General features: G+C 69.3%; 19 protein-coding genes. 9 read left to right on the top strand and 10 right to left on the bottom strand.

All coding sequences use genetic code 11. The features are described 5' to 3' along the window. Nucleotide 1 precedes the first annotated feature (1 nt). The 3 genes from ACWF82_RS25670 to ACWF82_RS25660 all read right to left on the bottom strand — a co-directional run bounded on the left by ACWF82_RS25670 (nucleotide 2) and on the right by ACWF82_RS25660 (nucleotide 1,999). Nucleotides 2-703, bottom strand: a complete 702-nt coding sequence (locus tag ACWF82_RS25670; RefSeq protein ID WP_452505099.1) for a PhzF family phenazine biosynthesis protein — start codon at nucleotides 701-703, stop codon at nucleotides 2-4. A gap of 125 nt (nucleotides 704-828) precedes the next feature. Beyond that, nucleotides 829-1,368, bottom strand: coding sequence for a carboxymuconolactone decarboxylase family protein (locus ACWF82_RS25665; protein WP_189024060.1), 540 nt, complete (start codon nucleotides 1,366-1,368; stop codon nucleotides 829-831). Nucleotides 1,369-1,411: 43 nt separating this feature from the next. After that, complete coding sequence (locus tag ACWF82_RS25660; RefSeq protein ID WP_110035729.1) at nucleotides 1,412-1,999, bottom strand: peroxiredoxin; 588 nt, start codon at nucleotides 1,997-1,999, stop codon at nucleotides 1,412-1,414. A 108-nt stretch (nucleotides 2,000-2,107) separates the two neighbouring features. Between ACWF82_RS25660 and ACWF82_RS25655 the strand changes: the two genes are divergently transcribed. Continuing rightward, nucleotides 2,108-3,016, top strand: a complete 909-nt coding sequence (locus tag ACWF82_RS25655; protein WP_452505097.1) for a hydrogen peroxide-inducible genes activator — start codon at nucleotides 2,108-2,110, stop codon at nucleotides 3,014-3,016. 28 nt (nucleotides 3,017-3,044) lie between these two features. Here the strand turns inward: ACWF82_RS25655 and ACWF82_RS25650 are convergent, their stop codons facing one another. Beyond that, nucleotides 3,045-4,115, bottom strand: coding sequence for a helix-turn-helix transcriptional regulator (locus ACWF82_RS25650; protein WP_452505095.1), 1,071 nt, complete (start codon nucleotides 4,113-4,115; stop codon nucleotides 3,045-3,047). 160 nt (nucleotides 4,116-4,275) lie between these two features. Between ACWF82_RS25650 and ACWF82_RS25645 the strand changes: the two genes are divergently transcribed. The 6 genes from ACWF82_RS25645 (at nucleotide 4,276) to ACWF82_RS25620 (ending at nucleotide 7,871) form a co-directional block, all read left to right on the top strand. Then, nucleotides 4,276-4,869 (top strand): biotin transporter BioY, encoded by a 594-nt coding sequence (locus tag ACWF82_RS25645; protein WP_452505094.1) that lies wholly within the window; start codon nucleotides 4,276-4,278, stop codon nucleotides 4,867-4,869. Between the two features lie 18 nt (nucleotides 4,870-4,887). Next, nucleotides 4,888-5,568, top strand: a complete 681-nt coding sequence (locus ACWF82_RS25640; protein WP_452505092.1) for an energy-coupling factor ABC transporter ATP-binding protein — start codon at nucleotides 4,888-4,890, stop codon at nucleotides 5,566-5,568. Next, nucleotides 5,565-6,167, top strand: a complete 603-nt coding sequence (locus ACWF82_RS25635) for an energy-coupling factor transporter transmembrane component T family protein (protein ID WP_452505090.1) — start codon at nucleotides 5,565-5,567, stop codon at nucleotides 6,165-6,167. The genes ACWF82_RS25640 and ACWF82_RS25635 overlap by 4 nt, the downstream gene beginning before the upstream one ends. A gap of 46 nt (nucleotides 6,168-6,213) precedes the next feature. Further along, nucleotides 6,214-6,804 carry a TetR family transcriptional regulator C-terminal domain-containing protein gene (locus tag ACWF82_RS25630; protein WP_452505088.1) on the top strand — a complete coding sequence of 197 codons (591 nt, stop codon included), beginning with the start codon at nucleotides 6,214-6,216 and terminating at the stop codon, nucleotides 6,802-6,804. Between the two features lie 99 nt (nucleotides 6,805-6,903). Next, nucleotides 6,904-7,644, top strand: a complete 741-nt coding sequence (locus ACWF82_RS25625; RefSeq protein ID WP_452505086.1) for an SDR family NAD(P)-dependent oxidoreductase — start codon at nucleotides 6,904-6,906, stop codon at nucleotides 7,642-7,644. A gap of 14 nt (nucleotides 7,645-7,658) precedes the next feature. Continuing rightward, on the top strand, nucleotides 7,659-7,871 hold the full coding sequence (locus tag ACWF82_RS25620; RefSeq protein ID WP_452505084.1) for a tautomerase family protein: 213 nt from the start codon (nucleotides 7,659-7,661) through the stop codon (nucleotides 7,869-7,871). 51 nt (nucleotides 7,872-7,922) lie between these two features. Here the strand turns inward: ACWF82_RS25620 and ACWF82_RS25615 are convergent, their stop codons facing one another. The 5 genes from ACWF82_RS25615 to ACWF82_RS25595 form a co-directional block, all read right to left on the bottom strand. Next, a complete protein-coding gene (locus ACWF82_RS25615) occupies nucleotides 7,923-8,483 on the bottom strand; it encodes a hypothetical protein (RefSeq protein ID WP_452505083.1) in 561 nt (186 codons plus the stop codon). Nucleotides 8,484-8,644: 161 nt separating this feature from the next. Then, the gene (gene speD / locus ACWF82_RS25610) at nucleotides 8,645-9,847 is read right to left on the bottom strand and encodes an adenosylmethionine decarboxylase (protein ID WP_452505081.1); all 1,203 of its coding nucleotides are present in this window, start codon (nucleotides 9,845-9,847) and stop codon (nucleotides 8,645-8,647) included. An 8-nt stretch (nucleotides 9,848-9,855) separates the two neighbouring features. Further along, a complete protein-coding gene (locus ACWF82_RS25605; protein ID WP_452505080.1) occupies nucleotides 9,856-10,971 on the bottom strand; it encodes a type III PLP-dependent enzyme in 1,116 nt (371 codons plus the stop codon). A 104-nt stretch (nucleotides 10,972-11,075) separates the two neighbouring features. Then, entirely contained in the window at nucleotides 11,076-13,574 is a 2,499-nt protein-coding gene (locus ACWF82_RS25600; protein ID WP_452505078.1) for a DEAD/DEAH box helicase, read from the bottom strand. Between the two features lie 53 nt (nucleotides 13,575-13,627). Further along, the gene (locus ACWF82_RS25595; RefSeq protein ID WP_452505076.1) at nucleotides 13,628-14,572 is read right to left on the bottom strand and encodes a PAC2 family protein; all 945 of its coding nucleotides are present in this window, start codon (nucleotides 14,570-14,572) and stop codon (nucleotides 13,628-13,630) included. Between the two features lie 195 nt (nucleotides 14,573-14,767). On the opposite strand from ACWF82_RS25595, the gene ACWF82_RS25590 reads away from it, so the two are divergent. After that, nucleotides 14,768-15,499 (top strand): sensor domain-containing protein, encoded by a 732-nt coding sequence (locus tag ACWF82_RS25590; protein WP_452505074.1) that lies wholly within the window; start codon nucleotides 14,768-14,770, stop codon nucleotides 15,497-15,499. Nucleotides 15,500-15,646: 147 nt separating this feature from the next. Next, the gene (locus tag ACWF82_RS25585; RefSeq protein ID WP_452505072.1) at nucleotides 15,647-16,813 is read left to right on the top strand and encodes a DUF4192 domain-containing protein; all 1,167 of its coding nucleotides are present in this window, start codon (nucleotides 15,647-15,649) and stop codon (nucleotides 16,811-16,813) included. A 22-nt stretch (nucleotides 16,814-16,835) separates the two neighbouring features. Here the strand turns inward: ACWF82_RS25585 and galE are convergent, their stop codons facing one another. Continuing rightward, nucleotides 16,836-17,816 (bottom strand): UDP-glucose 4-epimerase GalE, encoded by a 981-nt coding sequence (galE, locus tag ACWF82_RS25580; RefSeq protein ID WP_452505070.1) that lies wholly within the window; start codon nucleotides 17,814-17,816, stop codon nucleotides 16,836-16,838. Between the last annotated feature and the right edge of the window lie 2 nt (nucleotides 17,817-17,818).

Raw genomic sequence — 17,818 nt, 5'->3', positions numbered from 1 at the left:
GTCAGAGCACCACCACGTGGTCCTCGGCGACCCGGCCGCCCAGCCGCACCCAGCCGTCGGAGTCCCATTCGGTGTAGAGCTGCGAACCGTGACCCTGGGTCACCACCAGCCCACGCCGCAGCTGCCCGGTGAGCGCGACCGCCGCCGCGCCGGTCGCCTCGTCCTCGGCGATGCCCATCGCCGGCGCGAACATCCGTGACCGCAGCGCCCCCCGCGTTTCGTCGGTCCACACCCAGAAGAAATGCTGGCCCTCGGTGAAGTCGTCGGGCCGCAGCAGCGCCAGTTCCTCGACCGAATCCAGTTGATGGAAGGTGAATTCCGGCGTCCACTCGGCGCGAGCGGTGATCCAGGTGATGCCGTCGGTCTGGTCGACCGCGACCGGGCCCGCGTGCTCCTGCAAGGTGTGCACCGGTGTGCGCTGCGCGGCCAGCCACCACGCGGTGCCCACGCTGGGATGCCCGGCGAACGGCAGTTCCATGGTCGGCGTGAAGATGCGGATCCTGGCCACACCGTCGACGGGATCCTCGACGACGGTGGTCTCGCTGAAGCCGAGGCGCGCGGCCAGCTCCTGCTTGTCGAGCGCGACGACATCATTCGCGCGGGCGATGCCGAGCGCGTTGCCGAGCTGTCCGGCGGGGTCGGTGAACACTCTGACGACCTCGACCTGGATATCCGGGGCTTCGGGCACCTCGTGTGCGTTCATGATCGCGAGCCTACCGGCCGGGTCATGGGGCCGCCGGGACCGCGCGAGCCCGGTCGTGTCCTTGGCAAACGACCGCGGCCCCCGCATCGGAGAGTCCGATCGGGGGCCGCGGCGAAAACGGTGAATCAGACGGCAGCGGCCGCCAGCGCCTCGGTGGACGCCACCGCCTGGCCGACACCGGCGACGATGGCCGCAGCGCGCAGCGACTCGAAGATCACCTCGCGCGAGACACCGGCCTCGCGCAGCGTCTTCTCGTGCGCCTCCAGGCAGTGGGCACAGCCGTTGATCGAGGACACCGCGAACGACCACAGCTCGAAATCGGCCTTGTCGACGCCCGGGTTGCCGATGATGTTCATCCGCAGGCCCGCGCGCAGGTCGTCGTAGCGACCGTCCAGGAACGCCTTACCGCGGTAGAACACGTTGTTCATGCCCATGATCGACGCGGCGCCCAGCGCGGCCTCGTAGGCCTCGGCGGAGAGCACATCGGCGGCTTCCTCGGCGATCTCGCGCAGCGTGGTCGCCGAGCGGGTCGCGGCGGCCGAGGCAAGCAGGGTGCCCCACAGCTGCTGCTCGTTGAGCACCGTGGTGCGGGCCAGCGAGGACAGGTTGAGCTTGAGGTCCTTGGCGTACTCGGGAAGGGAGTTCTTCAGGTTCTCGATGCTCATGACAGTGGGGCTCCTCTGGGGTGGATCGGTGGGGAAGGGTGGATCAGACGCTGGCCGAGAGCAGCTCGCCGGCGTTGATGGTCGGGTCGCCCTTCTTCCAGTTGCAGGCGCACAGCTCGTCGGACTGCAGGGCGTCGAGCACGCGCAGCACCTCGTCGACATTGCGGCCGACCGAACCGGCGGTCACCGAGACGAACTGCACCTCGTTGTTCGGGTCGACGATGAAGGTGGCGCGATCGGCGACGCCGTCGGCGTTGAGAACGCCGGTGGCGGTGGCCAGTTCACGCTTGAGGTCCGACAGCATCGGGAAGGGGAGGGTCTTGAGGTCCTCGTGCTGGGCGCGCCACTGGAAGTGCACGAACTCGTTGTCGACCGAGGCGCCGAGGACCTGGGTGTCGCGGTCGGCGAACTCGTCGTTCAGCTTGCCGAACGCCGCGATCTCGGTGGGGCACACGAAGGTGAAGTCCTTGGGCCAGAAGAACACCACGCGCCACTTGCCCGCATGGTCGTCGCTGGTGATCTGGGTGAAGTAGTCGTCGGGCTGCTGCGCGTCGACCTTCGACAGGTCACCTCCGATAACGGCCTTGAGGTTGTATGCCGGGAACTGGTCGCCGATGGTCAGCAGAGCCATGCGCGTCTCCTCATTCGTGGTGTGGTTGCTCATCGTGTGAGCTCGTCGGTGATCTTGCCGAAAGCGTACTGAAAGGTAAAGCCGATTGCTTGCCCTACACTGATAGGCGTGACTGATCAGACTTATCAGCCAACCCTGTCGCAGCTGCGTGCGTTCGTCGCCGTCGCCGAGTACCGGCATTTCGGCACCGCCGCAGCGCGTTTGACTGTGAGCCAACCCACGTTATCGCAGGCACTGGCATCACTGGAAAACGGACTGGGGCTCCAGTTGATCGAGCGCAGTACCCGGCGGGTGCTGGTGACCGCGGCCGGGATGCGCCTGCTGCCCCAGGCGATGGCGACGCTGGAAGCCGCCGACCGGTTCGTGGCCTCGGCGACCGGTGACGGCCTCGGTGGTGTGCTGCGCCTCGGCATCATCCCGACCGTCGCGCCGTACGTGCTGCCGGAGCTGCTGCCCGAGCTGCGCCGCAAACTTCCCGGGCTGATCCCGCATGTGGTGGAGGACCAGACCTCCCGGCTGCTCGACGGCCTGCGCACGGGCGTTCTCGACGTCGCGCTGCTCGCCCTGCCCACCGGAGCGCCGGGGCTGGTCGAGATCCCGCTGTACTCGGAGGAATTCGTGCTCGTCACCCCGCGCGGGCACGAGTTGGCCGGGCGCACCGACCTGGCCGCGCCGGTGCTGGCCGACATGCCGCTGCTCTTGCTGGACGAGGGGCACTGCCTGCGCGATCAGACCCTGGAGTTGTGCCGCAGCGCCGAGGTGCATCCCGGCGCGGTCGGCGACACCCGCGCCGCCTCGCTGACGACGGTGGTGCAGTGCGTGGCAGGCGGTCTCGGCGTCACCCTCATTCCGGAGATGGCCGTGGCCACCGAAACCGCGCGCGGCACTCTGGATACCGCCCGCTTCGCCGATCCGGCGCCCGGCCGCACCATCGGTCTCGCCTACCGCGGATCCTCGGCGCGGGCCGAGGATTACGAATATCTCGCGGCAGTGATTCGATCGAAGCGACCCTTCTGATTTCACCCGCACTCGAGAGCCGCCGAAATTATTGAGCCGACATCGCGGTGGTCAGCAATAGCCGGACCAATTCGGCCTGCCGGTGTGTTTTCGTCTTGGCGAAAATATGCTGCAGATGCGTGCGCGCGGTGAATACCGAGACCGAGAGCTGATCGGCGACGGCCTGCAACCCGTCGCCACGCAGAACCGCCATGGCGACCAATGTTTCCGCCTCGGTCAAGCCGTAGAGGTCGTGCAGCGCTTCCGGTTCCGGTTCGGGATCGCGGTCCGGATCGGCGACCAGCAGCAGAACGGCTCGATGCCAGGGACCGTCCCCGTCTCCGGAAATGCCGTCCAGCGGCGAGATCCGCACGATCAGCGGCCGATTGCCGGAAGGGCGCGCGACCGCTACATTCCCGCCACCGTCGGCCGACTCCGCGGCCTGTTCGATCAGCTCGCGCAGTCGCGCCAGGGTGCCCGAGGACCTGGCCCGCAGCCGGCCGAAGGCATCCACGCTCAGCCCGTCGGTCTGCCGGATGATGCGCCCGGCCATGGAGTTGGCGAACACCACTGCCGCGTCCGCGGTGACGATCATGATGCCGTAGTGCGCCTGCTCCAGCGTCGCGAGCGCCAAGGCCCGCTCCCGGGACAACTCGACCAGCCTGGACTGGGTGCGCAGCGCCCCGCGCAGATGCGGCACGAGCGCGCGCAGCAGGGCCAGCCCGGCCGAATGGCCGTTGATCGCGCCGTGGTCGGGCATGGTCAGGCAGATCCACGAGGGCGGCAGACCGTCGCTGAGCCGGGCCAGGAAACTGTTGGTCAGGCCGTTCGCGCTCGTATGGTCGAACAGCTCGTCGCTGGTGGTGGCCGAGCCCGCGGGGAGGCGCTGCATGTGTTCGGCGACCCGGTCGAGCGAGGAGGACAGGTCAGGCGAGCTGCCGTTGCCCGAGGTCTTGACCGCCCACCGGGCGCCGGCCGGTTCGGCGATGACCAAAAAGCCGTGTGCCGCCCCGAAGGTGTCGGTGATCTCGCGGATCACTCCGTCCCATCGGTCAGGGTCGTTGCCTGCGCTGTAGATCGCGGCGATCAAGTTCGAAAAACGTTGTAGCGCAATCGACATGATGGCCCTTCCTCGGCCACAGTGGGTCGGCGCGATGCCGTTGTGCGGCGAACGCCGTCCGAGAAGCTCCCAGCCCTGGGATCCTAGTCGATCTTCGGGCGTGGCGAGACGATCGTGCTCCACCTGCTACCTTGAACGTCGTTCAATTCCGTTGTGAAGGATGTTTGCCGTGCCCGATGTCGAGAAGTCCCCGAAGCCGGCGCTCGGTTTCGCCGCCAGGGACATGGCGCAGATCGCGGTGTTCGCGGCGCTGATCGCCGCCCTTGGCCTGCCGGGCGCGATCACCGTCGGGTTCAGCGGCGTGCCGATCACCCTGCAAACCCTCGGGGTGATCCTCACCGGCGCGATCCTCGGCGCGCGCAAGGGAACGGCCGCGGTCGCGGTCTTCATCGCGCTGACCCTGATCGGCCTGCCGCTGCTCTCCGGTGGCCGCACCGGCCTGACGGCCCTCGCCTCGCCGACCGCGGGCTACCTGATCGGCTGGATCCCCGCGACGCTGGTGATCGGCGCGCTGACCGCCGCGATCCTGCCGAAGTATCCGATCGTGCTCGGCCTGCTGATCAACGCGTTCGGCGGGCTCGTTGTCATCTACCTGTTCGGGACCGCCGGGCTGCTGATCCGCACCGATCTCGGGGTGTGGGCCGCGGTGTCGGCCAACTTCGCGTTCGTGCCGGGCGACCTGGCCAAGGTTGTCGTCGCCACGGTCGTGGCCAAGGGTGTGCACCGCGCGTACCCCGGGCTGATCCGTGGCTGAGCGCACACGGCGGCTGTCGTGAGCGAGATCGTCGTGGACTCGGTCGGCCACCGTTTCGGTGATCGGACCGTGCTGCGCGACATCGATCTTCGGATCACCGAACGGCGGGTCGGCCTCATCGGCGCCAACGGATCCGGGAAGTCGACGCTGGCGCGGATGCTCAACGGGCTGCTGAAACCGGCGTCGGGCACCGTCACCGTCGACGGGCTCGACGCCGCCCGCAAGGGCGCGCAGGTCCGGCGCAAGGTCGGCTTCGTGTTCACCGATCCCGACACTCAGATCGTGATGCCGACCGTCGCCGAGGATCTGGCGTTCTCGCTGCGGCGCAGCGGCCTGAACCGGGCCGAGATCGCGGCCAGGGTGGCACGGATGCTCGACCGCTTCGGGCTCGGCGCGCACGCCGACCATCCGGCGCACCTGCTCTCGGGCGGGCAGAAGCAACTTCTCGCGATCGGCTCCGCGCTGATCCGCGAGCCCGAGGTGATCGTCGCCGACGAACCGACCACGCTGCTCGACCTGCGCAATGCCCGCCGGGTGTCGGAGGCGCTGAACTCTCTCGACCAGCAGGTGATCGTGGTGACCCACCAGCTCGCGCTGCTAAACGGGTTCGATCGAGTCGTGGTGCTGGACAACGGGTCTGTTGCCTTCGACGGCACACCGGCCGACGTGGTCGGCGCCTATCGGCGACTCGTCGAATGATCGGTCTCTACAGCCCCGGCGACTCGCTGCTGCATCGGCTGCCCGCGGGCGTGAAGCTGGCACTGCTGGTGCTCGCGATCGTCGCGATGACGGCGTTCGTGCGCAGCCCGCTCGGCGTCGCCGCCGCCGTGGTCGTCGTGGCCTGCCTGTTCGCGCTCGCGCGGATCTCCTGGCGGGTGGCGCTGGCCCAGGTGCGCCCGGTGCTGTGGATGACGCTGATCATCGGGGTGTTCCAGCTGCTCACCACCTCACCCGCGCGGGCGATCGTCGTCTGCGGCGTGCTGCTCGTCTCGGTGGCGCTGGCGGCACTGGTGACAGTGACGACCCGGGTCACCGACATGCTCGACGCACTGACCCGCGCCCTCGGACCGCTGCGCCGCGTCGGCGTGAATCCCGAACGGGTGGGTCTGCTGCTGGCCCTGGCCATCCGGTGCGTTCCGCTGCTGGCGCAGATCGTGCACGACGTCGCCGAGGCGCGGCGGGCACGCGGCGTCTCCTGGTCGGCGACGGCGCTGGTCACGCCCGTGCTGGTCCGCGCATTGCGGACGGCCGACGCGATGGGCGAGGCGCTGGCCGCCCGCGGTGTCGACGACGACTGACGGGCACTCTTGCCATTAGTAGACGACCGGTCGTATAGTTTGGCGCATGGCACGACCACGGCGCAGTGACGACACGCGGGCACTCCTCATCGAGGAAGGCGCGGCGGGCCTGCTGTCCACCGGCTATCACGGCACCGGCATCAAGCAGGTGCTCGACAAGGTCGGGGTGCCGAAAGGATCGTTCTACAACTACTTCGACAGCAAGGAGAGCTTCGCGCACGCGGTGATCGAGCATCACTCGCTGTGTGTGCAGCGCAACCTGGTCGCGGCGTTCGACGGTGCCCCCGACGCGCTCACCGGTCTGCGCCGGTTCTTCGGCGTGCTCACCGACGATTTCGTGGCCGCCGACTACACCGGTGGCTGCCTGATCGCCAATCTCGGCGGCGAGCTGGAGGGCAGCGAGGTGCTGCGGACGGCACTGTCGGCGGCGTGGGCGTCCTGGCGGGACGGCGTGGCCGATGCGCTGCGCACCGCGCAGGCCGAGGGTGCGGTGCGTGCCGACATCGACGCCGTCGAGCTCGCCGATCTGCTGCTCGAAGCCTGGGAGGGTGCGGTGATCCGGATGAAGATCGACCGCACGATCGAGCCGCTCGAGAAATGCCTGCGCCGCCTGCTCGACGACTACTTCCGGCCGTGAGCGCGCCGCCGTCCTGACCTGCCCGCCGGGTCCGCCCGAAGTTTCCCCGGTTGCCCATTTCAAGACGACCGGTCGTATGTTTACCGAAAGGATCAGTCCATGTCGACACCCAAGACGGTCATCGTGACCGGCGCATCCAGCGGAATCGGACGCGACGTCGCCCGCGCCTTCATCGCCCGCGGTGACGCGGTCGTCCTCGGCGGACGCGACGCGGACAAGCTCGCCGCCGTCGCCGCCGAGCTGGCCGCCCCGGACCGCGTGGCCACGGTGACCGGCGATATCGGTTCGCCCGCAACGGGATCGGCGTACGTCCGGGCCGCGCTGGACCGGTTCGGCCGCGTCGACGCGCTGGTCAACAGTGCGGGCGTGTTCGGCGCGACCCCGTTCGTCGACGTCACCGAGGACGAGCTCGACCGCTATCTCGGCGGCAACCTCAAGGGCACCTACTTCACCACCCAGGCCGTGGTCCGGCAGCTGCTCGCGCAGGGGGAGGGCGGCAGCATCGTGAACATCGGCACCGTGCTCATCGACCACGCCATGACCGGATTGCCCGCGTCGGCGGCGCTGATCAGCAAGGGCGGCGTGCACGCGCTCACCACCAGCCTGGCCGCCGAACTCGCACCGGCCAGGATCCGCGTGAACGCGGTCGCCCCCGGCATCATCCGCACCCCGCTGTTCGGCGACGGCGACGTGCGAGCCGCCGCGAGTGCGGCGCTGCTCGGCCGGATCGGCGAGGTCGCCGACACCACCGCGGCCGTGCTGTACCTGACCGACGCCGAGTTCGTCACCGGCCACATTCTTCCCGTCGACGGCGGGTTCATTGCAGGTAGAGCGGCGTAGAAAGGAAACCAGCCATGCCGTATGTGAATATCAAGGTCACCGATGAAGGGGTCACCCCGGAGCAGAAGGCGCAGTTGATCAAGGGCGTCACCGATCTGCTCTTCGACGTGCTCGGCAAGGCGCCCGACAGCACCTATGTCGTGATCGATGAAGTGCCGCTGACGGATTGGGGGGTCGGCGGGCTCAACGTCGCCGAGTATCGCGCGCAACGCGCGGCGCGCGGCTGAGCATCCTCCGGTGCGCCGGGTGCGGGTACTCCGCGCCCGGCGCACCGGCGTTCAGGCGGGGCCGTCGAACGGCACCGAGGCGTCGAGTGCGAACCAGCCCATGGGGATTCGCTTGGCCCGCGTCGTGAAGTAGCTCGGACCCAGCCACAGATCCGGCTCGATCTCGCGCAGTTCGTCGTAGATCCGCCGGGCCGGTCGCCGCGATCCCACCCGCGGATCGTCGTAGTCGAACAGCACGGCGGGCCGCCCGTCGAGGACGGAATCACCCACCGTCGCCACGAAATTCAGCGCGCGCATTCCGCCGAGCAGCCGAAAGACGTTGTGGCCGATCGCCACACCGCCGTCCACGTGACGAAACGACTTCGCCACCCAGAAGTACGACGGCCGCGCCATCACCGGAGCGAGCACCCGCTCGCCGGACCCGGGGAACGATCGCATCGTCACGTCGCCGTCCAACCGTGCGAAGTCGGCCGCCGTCACCGCGGGAGCGGCGGCGAACAACCGGCCGAACGCGGTCAGGCCCGCCTCGGACAGCGCGTCGAGGCGGGGTCGCTGCCAGGACGGCGTGCGGACCGGCATCAAACCGTCGGCGGACAACGGTGTCGGCGTCATGAGCGGACTCGATTCTGTCGAAGCGGCGCACCTCGCATAGTGCCAACATTCGGTGCCGCGCGGCACCGGAATCGAGCACCCGGTGAGTATCGGCCGCCGGAACGACGAAGGCGGTGATCCGGAGAATCCGGATCACCGCCTTCGGTGTCTGTCGCTCGAGCTCAGCCGCGCAGGGCGTACGGCTCGATCGCGCCGCGCTCGAGGGCGCGGGCGTCGATGGTCTCGGCGCGGTAGGGGAGCAGGGCCAGGCGATCGGCCATGCCGCGCACCGGGTCATCGATCTTCTCGTTCAGGCCGAACAGGAAGGTCCACTCGTGCTCGTCGCTGCCGTAGGGAACCACGGTGGCGAACTGCTCGTGGAACCGGCCCCACGACCGCTTGAGGGTTTCGTTGCGCCACATGGTCGCGCACCCGGCCTGGGCCGACAGCACGCCGCCGGGGGCCAGCAGTGCCTTACATCGGGACAGGAACTCCGACTCGTAGAGGCGGTTGTGCTGGGCGTCCTCGACGCGCTCGTCCGGCAGATCGATGACGATCACGTCGTAGCGCGTGCCCGCCTCCTGCGCCTTCGCCAGGAAGTCCCAGCCGTCGGCGTAGTGCACGTGCACCGGGCCCTCGCCCTGCACCGCGGCGGTGAGCTCGTCGGTGGTGTAGCCGTAGGGCAGGTGCTGCGCGCACAGCTCCACCTCGAGCTGGTCGATGTCGACGTGGTCGACGTGGGTCGCCCCGGCCGCCACCGACATCTGCGAGGCGACACCCTCGCCGGAACCGATGATCAGCACCCGATCGAGCTTCTCCGCGAGCACGAACGCCGGGACCATCATGGCCTCGTGGTAGGTGACCTGGGAGAACTCGGTGGACTGGCGATCGTCGTCGGAGAACAGGGAGATGCCCTGATCGGTCCGCGCGATCACCATGTGCTGGAACGGGGTGTTCGTGTCCACGATCACCTCGTGCAGATCCCAGATCCGGGTCAGGCCGTCGCCCACCGGTTCGTAGATCTTCTCGGCACCGTGGCCGCGCTGGACGACCTGCATCCGAACATTCTTGGGAGACAACTTGTCTCGCAGAAGTTCCACAGCCTTCGTCGCGCCCGCGCCGATGCTGCCGCAGGTGAAGACGTCGACGAAGATGTCGCCGGACTCCGGATAAGTGTGAATCGAGGCGTGGGACTCCGACAACAGGGCGAGGACGGTCACCCCCTGCGGATCGAACTTTTTGTGAACGACATCGCAGATGGTGACGCCCGCCGCGATCAGAGACTCACGCAACGCCGATTCGAGTCGTTCGAGATCGTCACACAGGTCTGTGTCGACACCACCGAACTCGGCCAGCACGTGCCAGCCGGTGAATTCCGCCGTCATGGGCAAACTCACTCTCGCTCAGCGCCCGAGACATGAACGGTCAAGGGCGGAAAACCATTGAAGGACACCGACGAATAACTCGCGGTATAGGCGCCGGTGTCGAGGATCTGGATCTGATCACCGGCTCGCAACGTGGTCGGCAGAAGGACCTTCGTGCGTTGATACAGTACATCGTCGCCGTCGCAGGTCGGACCCGCGACCACCGCCTCGCCCACCGGATCGCCGTCGCGATCGGTGACGAAACGGTAGGCGATGTACTCGTTCTCCGTCTCGGCCATACCGTTGTACCGGCCGACGTCGAGATACACCCAGCGCCGGCCATCCGGCGCGAAACGCACGCCGACGACCTCGGCGTGAATGGTGCCCGCGTTACCCACCAGCGCGCGGCCGGGTTCGACGACCAAGCCGGTGGATTCGGGCAGGAACTCCGCGGCGGCGCCGGTCATGGCGGCGGCGATCGCGTCGAGTTCGGGAGCCGCGTCGGCGTAGGAGATCGGCAGACCGCCGCCCACATTGACCGCGGTGACGTGAATGTCCTTGTCCGCCAGCGCCGTGACGATCTCAGCGGCCTGCTGGATACCGATCCGCCAGGCGGCGGGGTCCAGCTGCTGGGAGCCGACGTGGAAGTACGGGCCGCCCACCACCAGGCCCAGGTCGCGGGCGCGCACCAGCAGCCGCAGCGCCTCGGCGGGCGCGCAGCCGAACTTGGTGCCGAAGGGGGTGCGCGACTCCGGCGCCGAGGACAGGAACCGGCACTCGACCTCGGAACCGGGGGCGTGCTCGGCGATGCGCAGCAGATCGTCTTCGGTGTCGAAGGCGTAGCGGCGCACACCGAGGGCGAAGGCGCGCGCGATGTGGGCGCTCTTCTTGATCGGATTGCCGTAGCAGAGCGTGCCGGGGTCGATACCGAGGCGCACGGCCTGGTCGATCTCGCCGATGCTGGCGACGTCGAACTCCGCGCCCTCGGCGTCGAGCAGCGTCAGCAACTCGTCGACCGGTGCCGCCTTCACCGCGTACCTGATCCGGGTGCCCTTGGTACGCCGCGCCGACACGGCGGCTGCGAGAGCTCGGTAATTGGCACGTACCCGTTCGGGGTAGATGACAAGGTACGGGGATTCGGGCATAGTTGAACTTTCGGTCGGCGGCCGGGAGAGACTATCAGCGGCGCCTACCCAACAACGAATCCGTCAAACGTTCGTCATTTTCCGTGATAGCGAACGGGTATGGCTCAGCCCGCCGCCACCGTGACCTCGTCGAACACCACTTCACCCGCGGCGTCGGACTCCTCCAGATCGACGATGGCCGCCAGCGCCCAGCCGTGGTCGCCCGCGGGGTCGTCGAGCACCTGGCGCACATGCCAGAAGCCGGGTCGCTGCTCCACCTGGAACAGCTGCGGGCCGCGTGCGTCGGGGCCGGTGCCGATCGTGGCGTACTCCTCGAAATAGGGCGCGAAGTCCTGCGCCCAGTCGGGGCCGGGGCTGAGCTCCTCCAGGTCGTACCAGCGTTGCCGGGCGGCCAGGTCGACCCGGCGGAACATGGCGTTGCGCACCATCACCCGGAATGCGCGTTCGTTGGCCGAGATCGGGCGCACCGACTCCGCGCCGAACGCGATCTGCTCGGTGTCGTTCTCCGCGCCGGGGTTGGTGAGCTGCTCCCATTCGTCGAGCAGGCTCGAATCCACCTGGCGGATCAGTTCGCCGAGCCATTCGGTGAGGTCGTCGAGTTCCTCGGTGCGGGCCGCGTCGGGCACCGTGCGGCGCAGCGCGCGGTAGGCGTCGGCGAGGTAGCGCAGCACCACGCCCTCCGAGCGGGCCAGTTCGTAGAACGAGATCAGTTCGGCGAAGGTCATCGCGCGCTCGATCATGTCGCGCACCACCGATTTCGGTGACGGCGCGAACTCCGAGACCCACGGATGCCCGGCCCGGTAGGTCTCGAACGCGGGGTCGATCAGCTCGGCCAGCGGCTTGGGCCAGGTGACCTCTTCCAGGAGCTCCATCCGCTCCTCGTATTCGATGCCGTCGGCCTTCATCTCGGCCACCGCGGCGCCACGGGCCTTGTGCTGCTGAGCCATCAGCAGCTGGCGCGGGTCCTCCAGGGTCGCCTCGATCAGCGAGACGACATCCAGTGTGTAGGTGGGGCTCTCGCGATCGAGCAGCTCGAAGGCGGCCAGCGCGAACGGCGACAACGGCTGGTCGAGGGCGAAATCACGTTGCAGGTCGACGGTGAGCCGCGCCATCCGGCCCTTGGCGTCGGGTTCGGAGAGCTGTTGCACCACACCGGCATCGCGCAGGGCGCGGTAGAGCCGGATCGCGCGCAGGATGTGCTTGCGCTGGGCGGCGCGCGGCTCATGGTTGTCCTCGAGCAGGTGCCGCATCGCGGCGAAGACATTGCCGGGGCGGGCGATCACGTTGAGCAGCATGGCGTTGGTCACCGTGAAGCGCGACACCATCGGCTCGGGCTGGGCGGAGACCAGACGGTCGAAGGTCTCCTCGCTCCAGGACACGAAACCCTCGGGTGGTTTGCGGCGCTGCACCTTTCGCTGCTTCTTCGGGTCGTCGCCCGCCTTGGCGATCAGGCGCGCGTTCTCGACCTCATGCTCGGGGGCCTGCACGACCACGGTGCCCATGGTGTCGAAGCCGGCGCGGCCCGCGCGCCCGGCGATCTGGTGGAACTCCCGCGCCTTGAGCCTGCGGGTGCGCACACCGTCGTATTTGGTGAGCCCGGTCAGCAGCACCGTGCGGATCGGCACGTTGATGCCGACACCGAGCGTGTCTGTGCCGCAGACCACCTTGAGCAGCCCGTCCTGGGCCAGTTTCTCCACGAGCCTGCGGTATTTGGGCAGCATGCCCGCGTGGTGCACGCCGATGCCGTGCCGGATCAGCCGGGACAGGGTCTTGCCGAAGCCGGCGGCGAAGCGGAATTCGCCGATGGCGGCGGCGATCGCGTCCTTCTCGGCGCGGGTGGCGAAATTCACGCTGGTCAGTGCCTGCGCGCGCTCCAGGGCGGCGGCCTGGGTGAAGTGCACGACATACACCGGCGCCTGGTTGGTGGTCACCAGCTCTTCGATGGTCTCGGTGATGGGGGTGCGCACGTACGAGAACATCAGCGGGACAGGGCGTTCGGTGCCTGCGACAACCGCCGTGCTCCGCCCGGTGCGGCGTTCGAGGTCGGTCGCGAAGAAGTCGACCTCGCCCAGCGTCGCCGACATCAGCAGGAACTGCGCGCGCGGCAGCTCGATGATCGGCACCTGCCAGGCCCAGCCGCGATCGGGGTCGGCGTAGAAGTGGAACTCGTCCATCACGACCTGGCCGACCTCGGCGGCCGCGCCCTCGCGCAGCGCCAGATTCGCCAGGATCTCCGCGGTCGCGCAGATGATCGGGGCGTCGGCGTTGACGGCGGCGTCGCCGGTGACCATGCCGACGTTCTCGGCGCCGAACACCTCGCACAGGGCGAAGAACTTCTCGCTCACCAGCGCCTTGATCGGCGCGGTGTAGTAGCTGCGCTGCCCGTTGGCCATCGCGAACAGGTGCGCGCCGACCGCGACGAGGGACTTTCCGGAGCCGGTCGGAGTGGCCAGGATGACATTGGACCCCGAGGCCAGCTCCATCAGCGCTTCGTCCTGCGCCGGATACAGGGTGGTGCCCTGCTCGGCGGCCCACGCCGCGAAGGACTCGTAGAGCGCGTCGGCGTCGGTCCCGGGAATTTCGAGCAGGTCGGTCAGATCCACTCCGACCACCCTAGTGGGCGCAGCGGGCGTAGCCCTCGTCAGACCTGCGCGGTTCAGGCCCTGTCGTCGCCGGAGGTGTCGTCGTAACCGCCCTGTTCGGCCAGGAAGCGCTCGAACTCGGCGCCGAGCTCCTCTCCGCTGGGCAGTTCGCCGTCGCCTGCCAGCAGGCTGGACTGGCGTTCCTGGGCGGTGACGAAGCTGTCGTACTGGCGTTCCAGCGCCGTGACGACCGTCTCGACCTCCTCGTTGCCCGCGATGTGCTCGGCGACCTGCTCGCGCACGCGGGCCGCGGCCTCGCCCAGCGCCGCCAGCGGCAGTTCCAGGCCGGTGTTGTCGGCGACGTTCTCCAGCAGGGTCTGCGCGGCCTCGGGGTAGTCGGTCTGGGCCAGGTAGTGCGGCACGTGCACGGAGAACCCGAGCGACTCGTGCCCGTGCTGGGCCATCCGGAACTCGAGCAGCGAGGACGCGCTGCCCGGCACCTGCAGCTCACCGGGCCAGCGCTGGTGCTCGCCGATCAGCGAGCGATCCGAGGAATGCGCGGTCACGCCGAGCGGGCGGGTGTGCGGGATCGCCATCGGAATCGCCGACAGGCCGATCGTGCGGCGCACCCCGAGCTGTTCGGCCAGCAGCCGCACCGCGGTGGTGAACTTCTCCCAGCGCAGATCCGGTTCCAGGCCCGCCAGCAGCAGGAACGGGGTACCCGCGGTGTCGCGCAGGGCCCACAGGTTCAGCTCGGGCTCGGCGTAGTCGGAGAAATGATCGGTCTTGAACGTCATCAGCGGACGGCGCGAGCGGTAGTCGAGCAGCTCGTCCACGTCGAAGGAGGCGACGAGCTCGGATTCGAGACTCTCGCGCAGATGGGTGGTCGCCAGGCGCACGGCATGACCGGCGTCGGTGAAACCCTCGAGGCCGTGCACCAGCACGGGGCCCGCACCGTCGTCCGACGACAGCTGCGGTGCCGGGAACTCCAGCTCGTACATGTGCGACTGGTCATCCATCGCGTACTCCTTCCTGCGCGGTCCACCAACGCTCGCGGCGGGGGAGGCGTTCTCCATTGTCCCCCACGCGAGCAGACGCATCGCACACGGCCGGAGGACGGCTCGTCCTGCTGCACAACAGCCGCCGCTGCCTCGGCATTCCCGCGCGGCGTGGCGGCGGCCGCCGGATCGGCCCGGTGGGGCACAGTGGGTGGTGTGAACGTGGCGGAAACGACACCGACCGGTATGGGCCCGCGCTCCTGGACGCGGCGTCGGGTGCTCGCCTGCGCGGCGGCGGTCTCGGTCGTTGCGGCGGCCGGGTGCGGGCACAGCATCAGCGGGACGCCGGTCGCCGAGAGCGCGATGGCGGTGCGGCACGTCGACGGCGCGCTGCCCGATCTGCTGCCCGCTCCGCAGCAGTTTCCGGCCCGGTATCCGGCGGTGGTGCTGCCACCGCGGGCGGCGGCCGCTGCCGCCGGTGATCTCGACGGGGTCGGGGCGGGCGCCACCGTCAGCCCGGCCACCTGCACTCCGCCCGAGCCCGACGCGGGCGCCGAACCGGCAGCCGTCATGGTCGGTTCCGACGACGCGAGCCGCGCGACGCTGACCGTCGAGCTGTCCAGGACCGCCGAACAGCTCGCCCGGCTCCGGGACCGGCTCGGTGGGTGCGAGCAGATCCGCGTCGGCAGGGCCGGTGCGGAGTCGACCGTCACGACCGTGCTCGGCGAGACCGTCCCCGGCGGCGCCGACGACGCGGTGTCGTTGCGGCGCACCGTGATTCCCGATGTCGGCGGGGCCGGGCTGACGCAGACGATGCAGACCTCGATCGGGCAGATCGGCGACGTGCGGATCACGGTGACGTCGATGACCTTCGGTGCCGGGCAACCCGACGGCGCCGCCGTCGAGGAGATGTTCGCGACCGCCGTGCGCGGCGTGCGCGGCAGCTGAGGGCTTCTACCACGCGGCGGTGACAGATTCGATCCGGCGGCAGTGCTCGGACCGGGATCGTTCCACAGCCGAGGCGTTGCCAACAGGGCAAGAGAAAGCCCAGGTCGCGGATCGAGTCCCGGAGTAGGCGGCGGGCACGGTGGAGCCATGACACCGTCGACGAACTCCACCCGCCGCGCCAAGCGCACCGGACCCTTCCCCCGAGCGCTCACCTGCGCCGAATCGACCCCCGCCTATCCCGCCGAGCTGCCACAGCCGCCCCTGCGGGTGCACGACCCCGGCGAGCTGATCGCCGCGTTGCCCGCGATGCTCGGCTTCGTTCCCGAACGTTCGCTCGTCGTCGCCGTCCTGCACGGGCCGGGACGTGGCGGCACCGCCGCGATCGAAGCGGTCGTGCGGTTCGATCTGGACGGTGTCTGCGATCCGCGGCGCATCGACCAGTTCACCGCGTGCGTCGGGTCGATCTGTGTGCGCGAGCAGGCGACCGGGGTGCTGGCGATCTTCGTCGACGACCGTACGGAATCCGGTGTGCCGGCGGCGCTGCGCGACGTGGCACTGCTCGAAGCGCTCGGCGCGTCGGGGATCGCGGTACGCGGGGCCTGGGCGGCGCCGGCGATCGTGGCGGGCGCGCGTTTTCGCAGCCTGTTCGACCGGGCCGCCGGAGGTGTCGTCGGTGACCCGGCCGCCTCGCTGGTCGCGCTGTCGCACGTGCTCGACGGCAGGCAGATCCGCCGCTCACGCGGGGAACTGACGGCCCTGGTCGTGCCGGACCGGCAGCTGTGCGCGCGGGTTTCGGCCCGGCTTGGCCCCGAGGTGGCGCGATATCGCGGCGGGCTGTCCGCCGCGATACGCGCCGGGAACGGCGTGGCGTTCCAGCGACGCCGCCTGGAATGGGTGCTGTGGCAGATAGCCGACACCGCCTCCGGGGTGCCGCGGGCCGACCGCGAACTCGCGCGGCTTGCCGCCACGCTGCGCGATCGGCCGATCCGTGACGCGATGTACGGCCTGGCGCTGGGTGACCACGCCGAGGCGGCCGAGCAGCTGTGGGCCCAGCTCGCCCGGGCGACACCCGGCACCGACCGCGCCGAGGCCGCGGCACTGCTGGGATTCAGCGCCTACGCGCGCGGGGACGGTCCGTTCGCCGGCGTCGCCCTCACCGCCGCGGTGGAAGCCGACGCCACCCATCCGATGGCGGTGCTGCTGGAGACCTCGCTGCAGAGCGGTCTGCGCCCGGAACGGCTGCGCAAACTCGCCCACTGCGGTCAGCAGATCGCCGCGGACCTCGGGGTCGACATCGGCCCGATCGGCCTGTGACGCCGTCGATCTCGCCGCCGGATCAGCGGGCGCTGTGTGCCTTGCCGCCGAGCGAACGCAGGAAATCCCAGGCGTCGGTGACGATCTCGTCGAGATCGTTGTGCTCGGGCTGCCAGCCGAGTTCGGCGATCGCGCGGTCGCTCGAGGCGATGAGCACCGCAGGATCGCCTGCCCGGCGCGGCGCGTCGATCGCCTCGATCGGCAGGCCGGTCACCCGCTCGCACGCCGAGATCACCTCGCGCACCGAGAAACCCGTGCCCGAACCGAGATTGAGGATCCGGTGGCTGCCCGGCTGCGCCGAGGACAGCGCGAGCAGATGCGCCTGCGCCAGATCGCGGATGTGGATGTAGTCACGCACACACGTACCGTCCGGCGTCGGCCAGTCGGTGCCGTACACGGAGATGGCCTTGCGGTGGCCCAGCGCCACCTGCAACACGAGGGGGATCAGATGTGTTTCCACGACCCGGTTCTCGCCGAGACCGCCGTAGGCGCCCGCCACGTTGAAGTAGCGCAGGCTCGTCGCGGCCAGGCCGTGCGCCACCGCGTAGGAGGTGATGGCGTGATCGATGGCCAGCTTGCTCGCGCCGTAGGGATTGGTGGGGCGAGTGGGCGAGTCCTCGGTGATCGGCACCTGCTCGGGCTCGCCGTACACCGCGGCGGTGGAGGAGAACACCAGTCGCGGCGTCGCGGTCTCACGGATCGCCTCGAGCAGCGCGAGGGTCTTCACCACATTGCCGTGCCAGTACTTCTCCGGCCGCTCCACCGACTCGCCGACCAGCGACTGCGCCGCGAAATGCAGGACACCGTCGAAGGATTCGGCACGCAGGAGCTCCGGCGCCGCGACCGCGATGTCACCGTCGACGAACCGGGCGCCCGCGGGCACACCGTCGGCGTTACCGGTCGAGAGGTCGTCGACGACGACCACCTCGTGGCCTTCCTCGAGCAGGACGGCGGCGCACACGCCACCCACATAGCCGGCGCCGCCGGTGACCAGGAGTTTCACGA

The organism is Nocardia sp. NPDC055053 (genome assembly GCF_053608285.1).
Note: the sequence above shows the minus strand (reverse complement) of the source record. Positions and strands in the feature narration are given on the sequence as shown.

What these genes read in the sequence shown, in the direction of transcription:
- ACWF82_RS25650 (WP_452505095.1), bottom strand. Translation starts at nt 4,115, where the DNA reads ATGTCGATTGCGCTACAACGTTTTTCGAACTTGATCGCCGCGATCTAC.
- ACWF82_RS25660 (WP_110035729.1), bottom strand. Translation starts at nt 1,999, where the DNA reads ATGGCTCTGCTGACCATCGGCGACCAGTTCCCGGCATACAACCTCAAG.
- ACWF82_RS25585 (WP_452505072.1), top strand. Translation starts at nt 15,647, where the DNA reads ATGACACCGTCGACGAACTCCACCCGCCGCGCCAAGCGCACCGGACCC.
- ACWF82_RS25605 (WP_452505080.1), bottom strand. Translation starts at nt 10,971, where the DNA reads ATGCCCGAATCCCCGTACCTTGTCATCTACCCCGAACGGGTACGTGCC.
- ACWF82_RS25615 (WP_452505083.1), bottom strand. Translation starts at nt 8,483, where the DNA reads ATGACGCCGACACCGTTGTCCGCCGACGGTTTGATGCCGGTCCGCACG.
- ACWF82_RS25645 (WP_452505094.1), top strand. Translation starts at nt 4,276, where the DNA reads ATGTTTGCCGTGCCCGATGTCGAGAAGTCCCCGAAGCCGGCGCTCGGT.
- ACWF82_RS25670 (WP_452505099.1), bottom strand. Translation starts at nt 703, where the DNA reads ATGAACGCACACGAGGTGCCCGAAGCCCCGGATATCCAGGTCGAGGTC.
- ACWF82_RS25620 (WP_452505084.1), top strand. Translation starts at nt 7,659, where the DNA reads ATGCCGTATGTGAATATCAAGGTCACCGATGAAGGGGTCACCCCGGAG.
- ACWF82_RS25665 (WP_189024060.1), bottom strand. Translation starts at nt 1,368, where the DNA reads ATGAGCATCGAGAACCTGAAGAACTCCCTTCCCGAGTACGCCAAGGAC.
- ACWF82_RS25595 (WP_452505076.1), bottom strand. Translation starts at nt 14,572, where the DNA reads ATGGATGACCAGTCGCACATGTACGAGCTGGAGTTCCCGGCACCGCAG.
- ACWF82_RS25630 (WP_452505088.1), top strand. Translation starts at nt 6,214, where the DNA reads ATGGCACGACCACGGCGCAGTGACGACACGCGGGCACTCCTCATCGAG.
- speD (WP_452505081.1), bottom strand. Translation starts at nt 9,847, where the DNA reads ATGACGGCGGAATTCACCGGCTGGCACGTGCTGGCCGAGTTCGGTGGT.
- ACWF82_RS25635 (WP_452505090.1), top strand. Translation starts at nt 5,565, where the DNA reads ATGATCGGTCTCTACAGCCCCGGCGACTCGCTGCTGCATCGGCTGCCC.
- ACWF82_RS25625 (WP_452505086.1), top strand. Translation starts at nt 6,904, where the DNA reads ATGTCGACACCCAAGACGGTCATCGTGACCGGCGCATCCAGCGGAATC.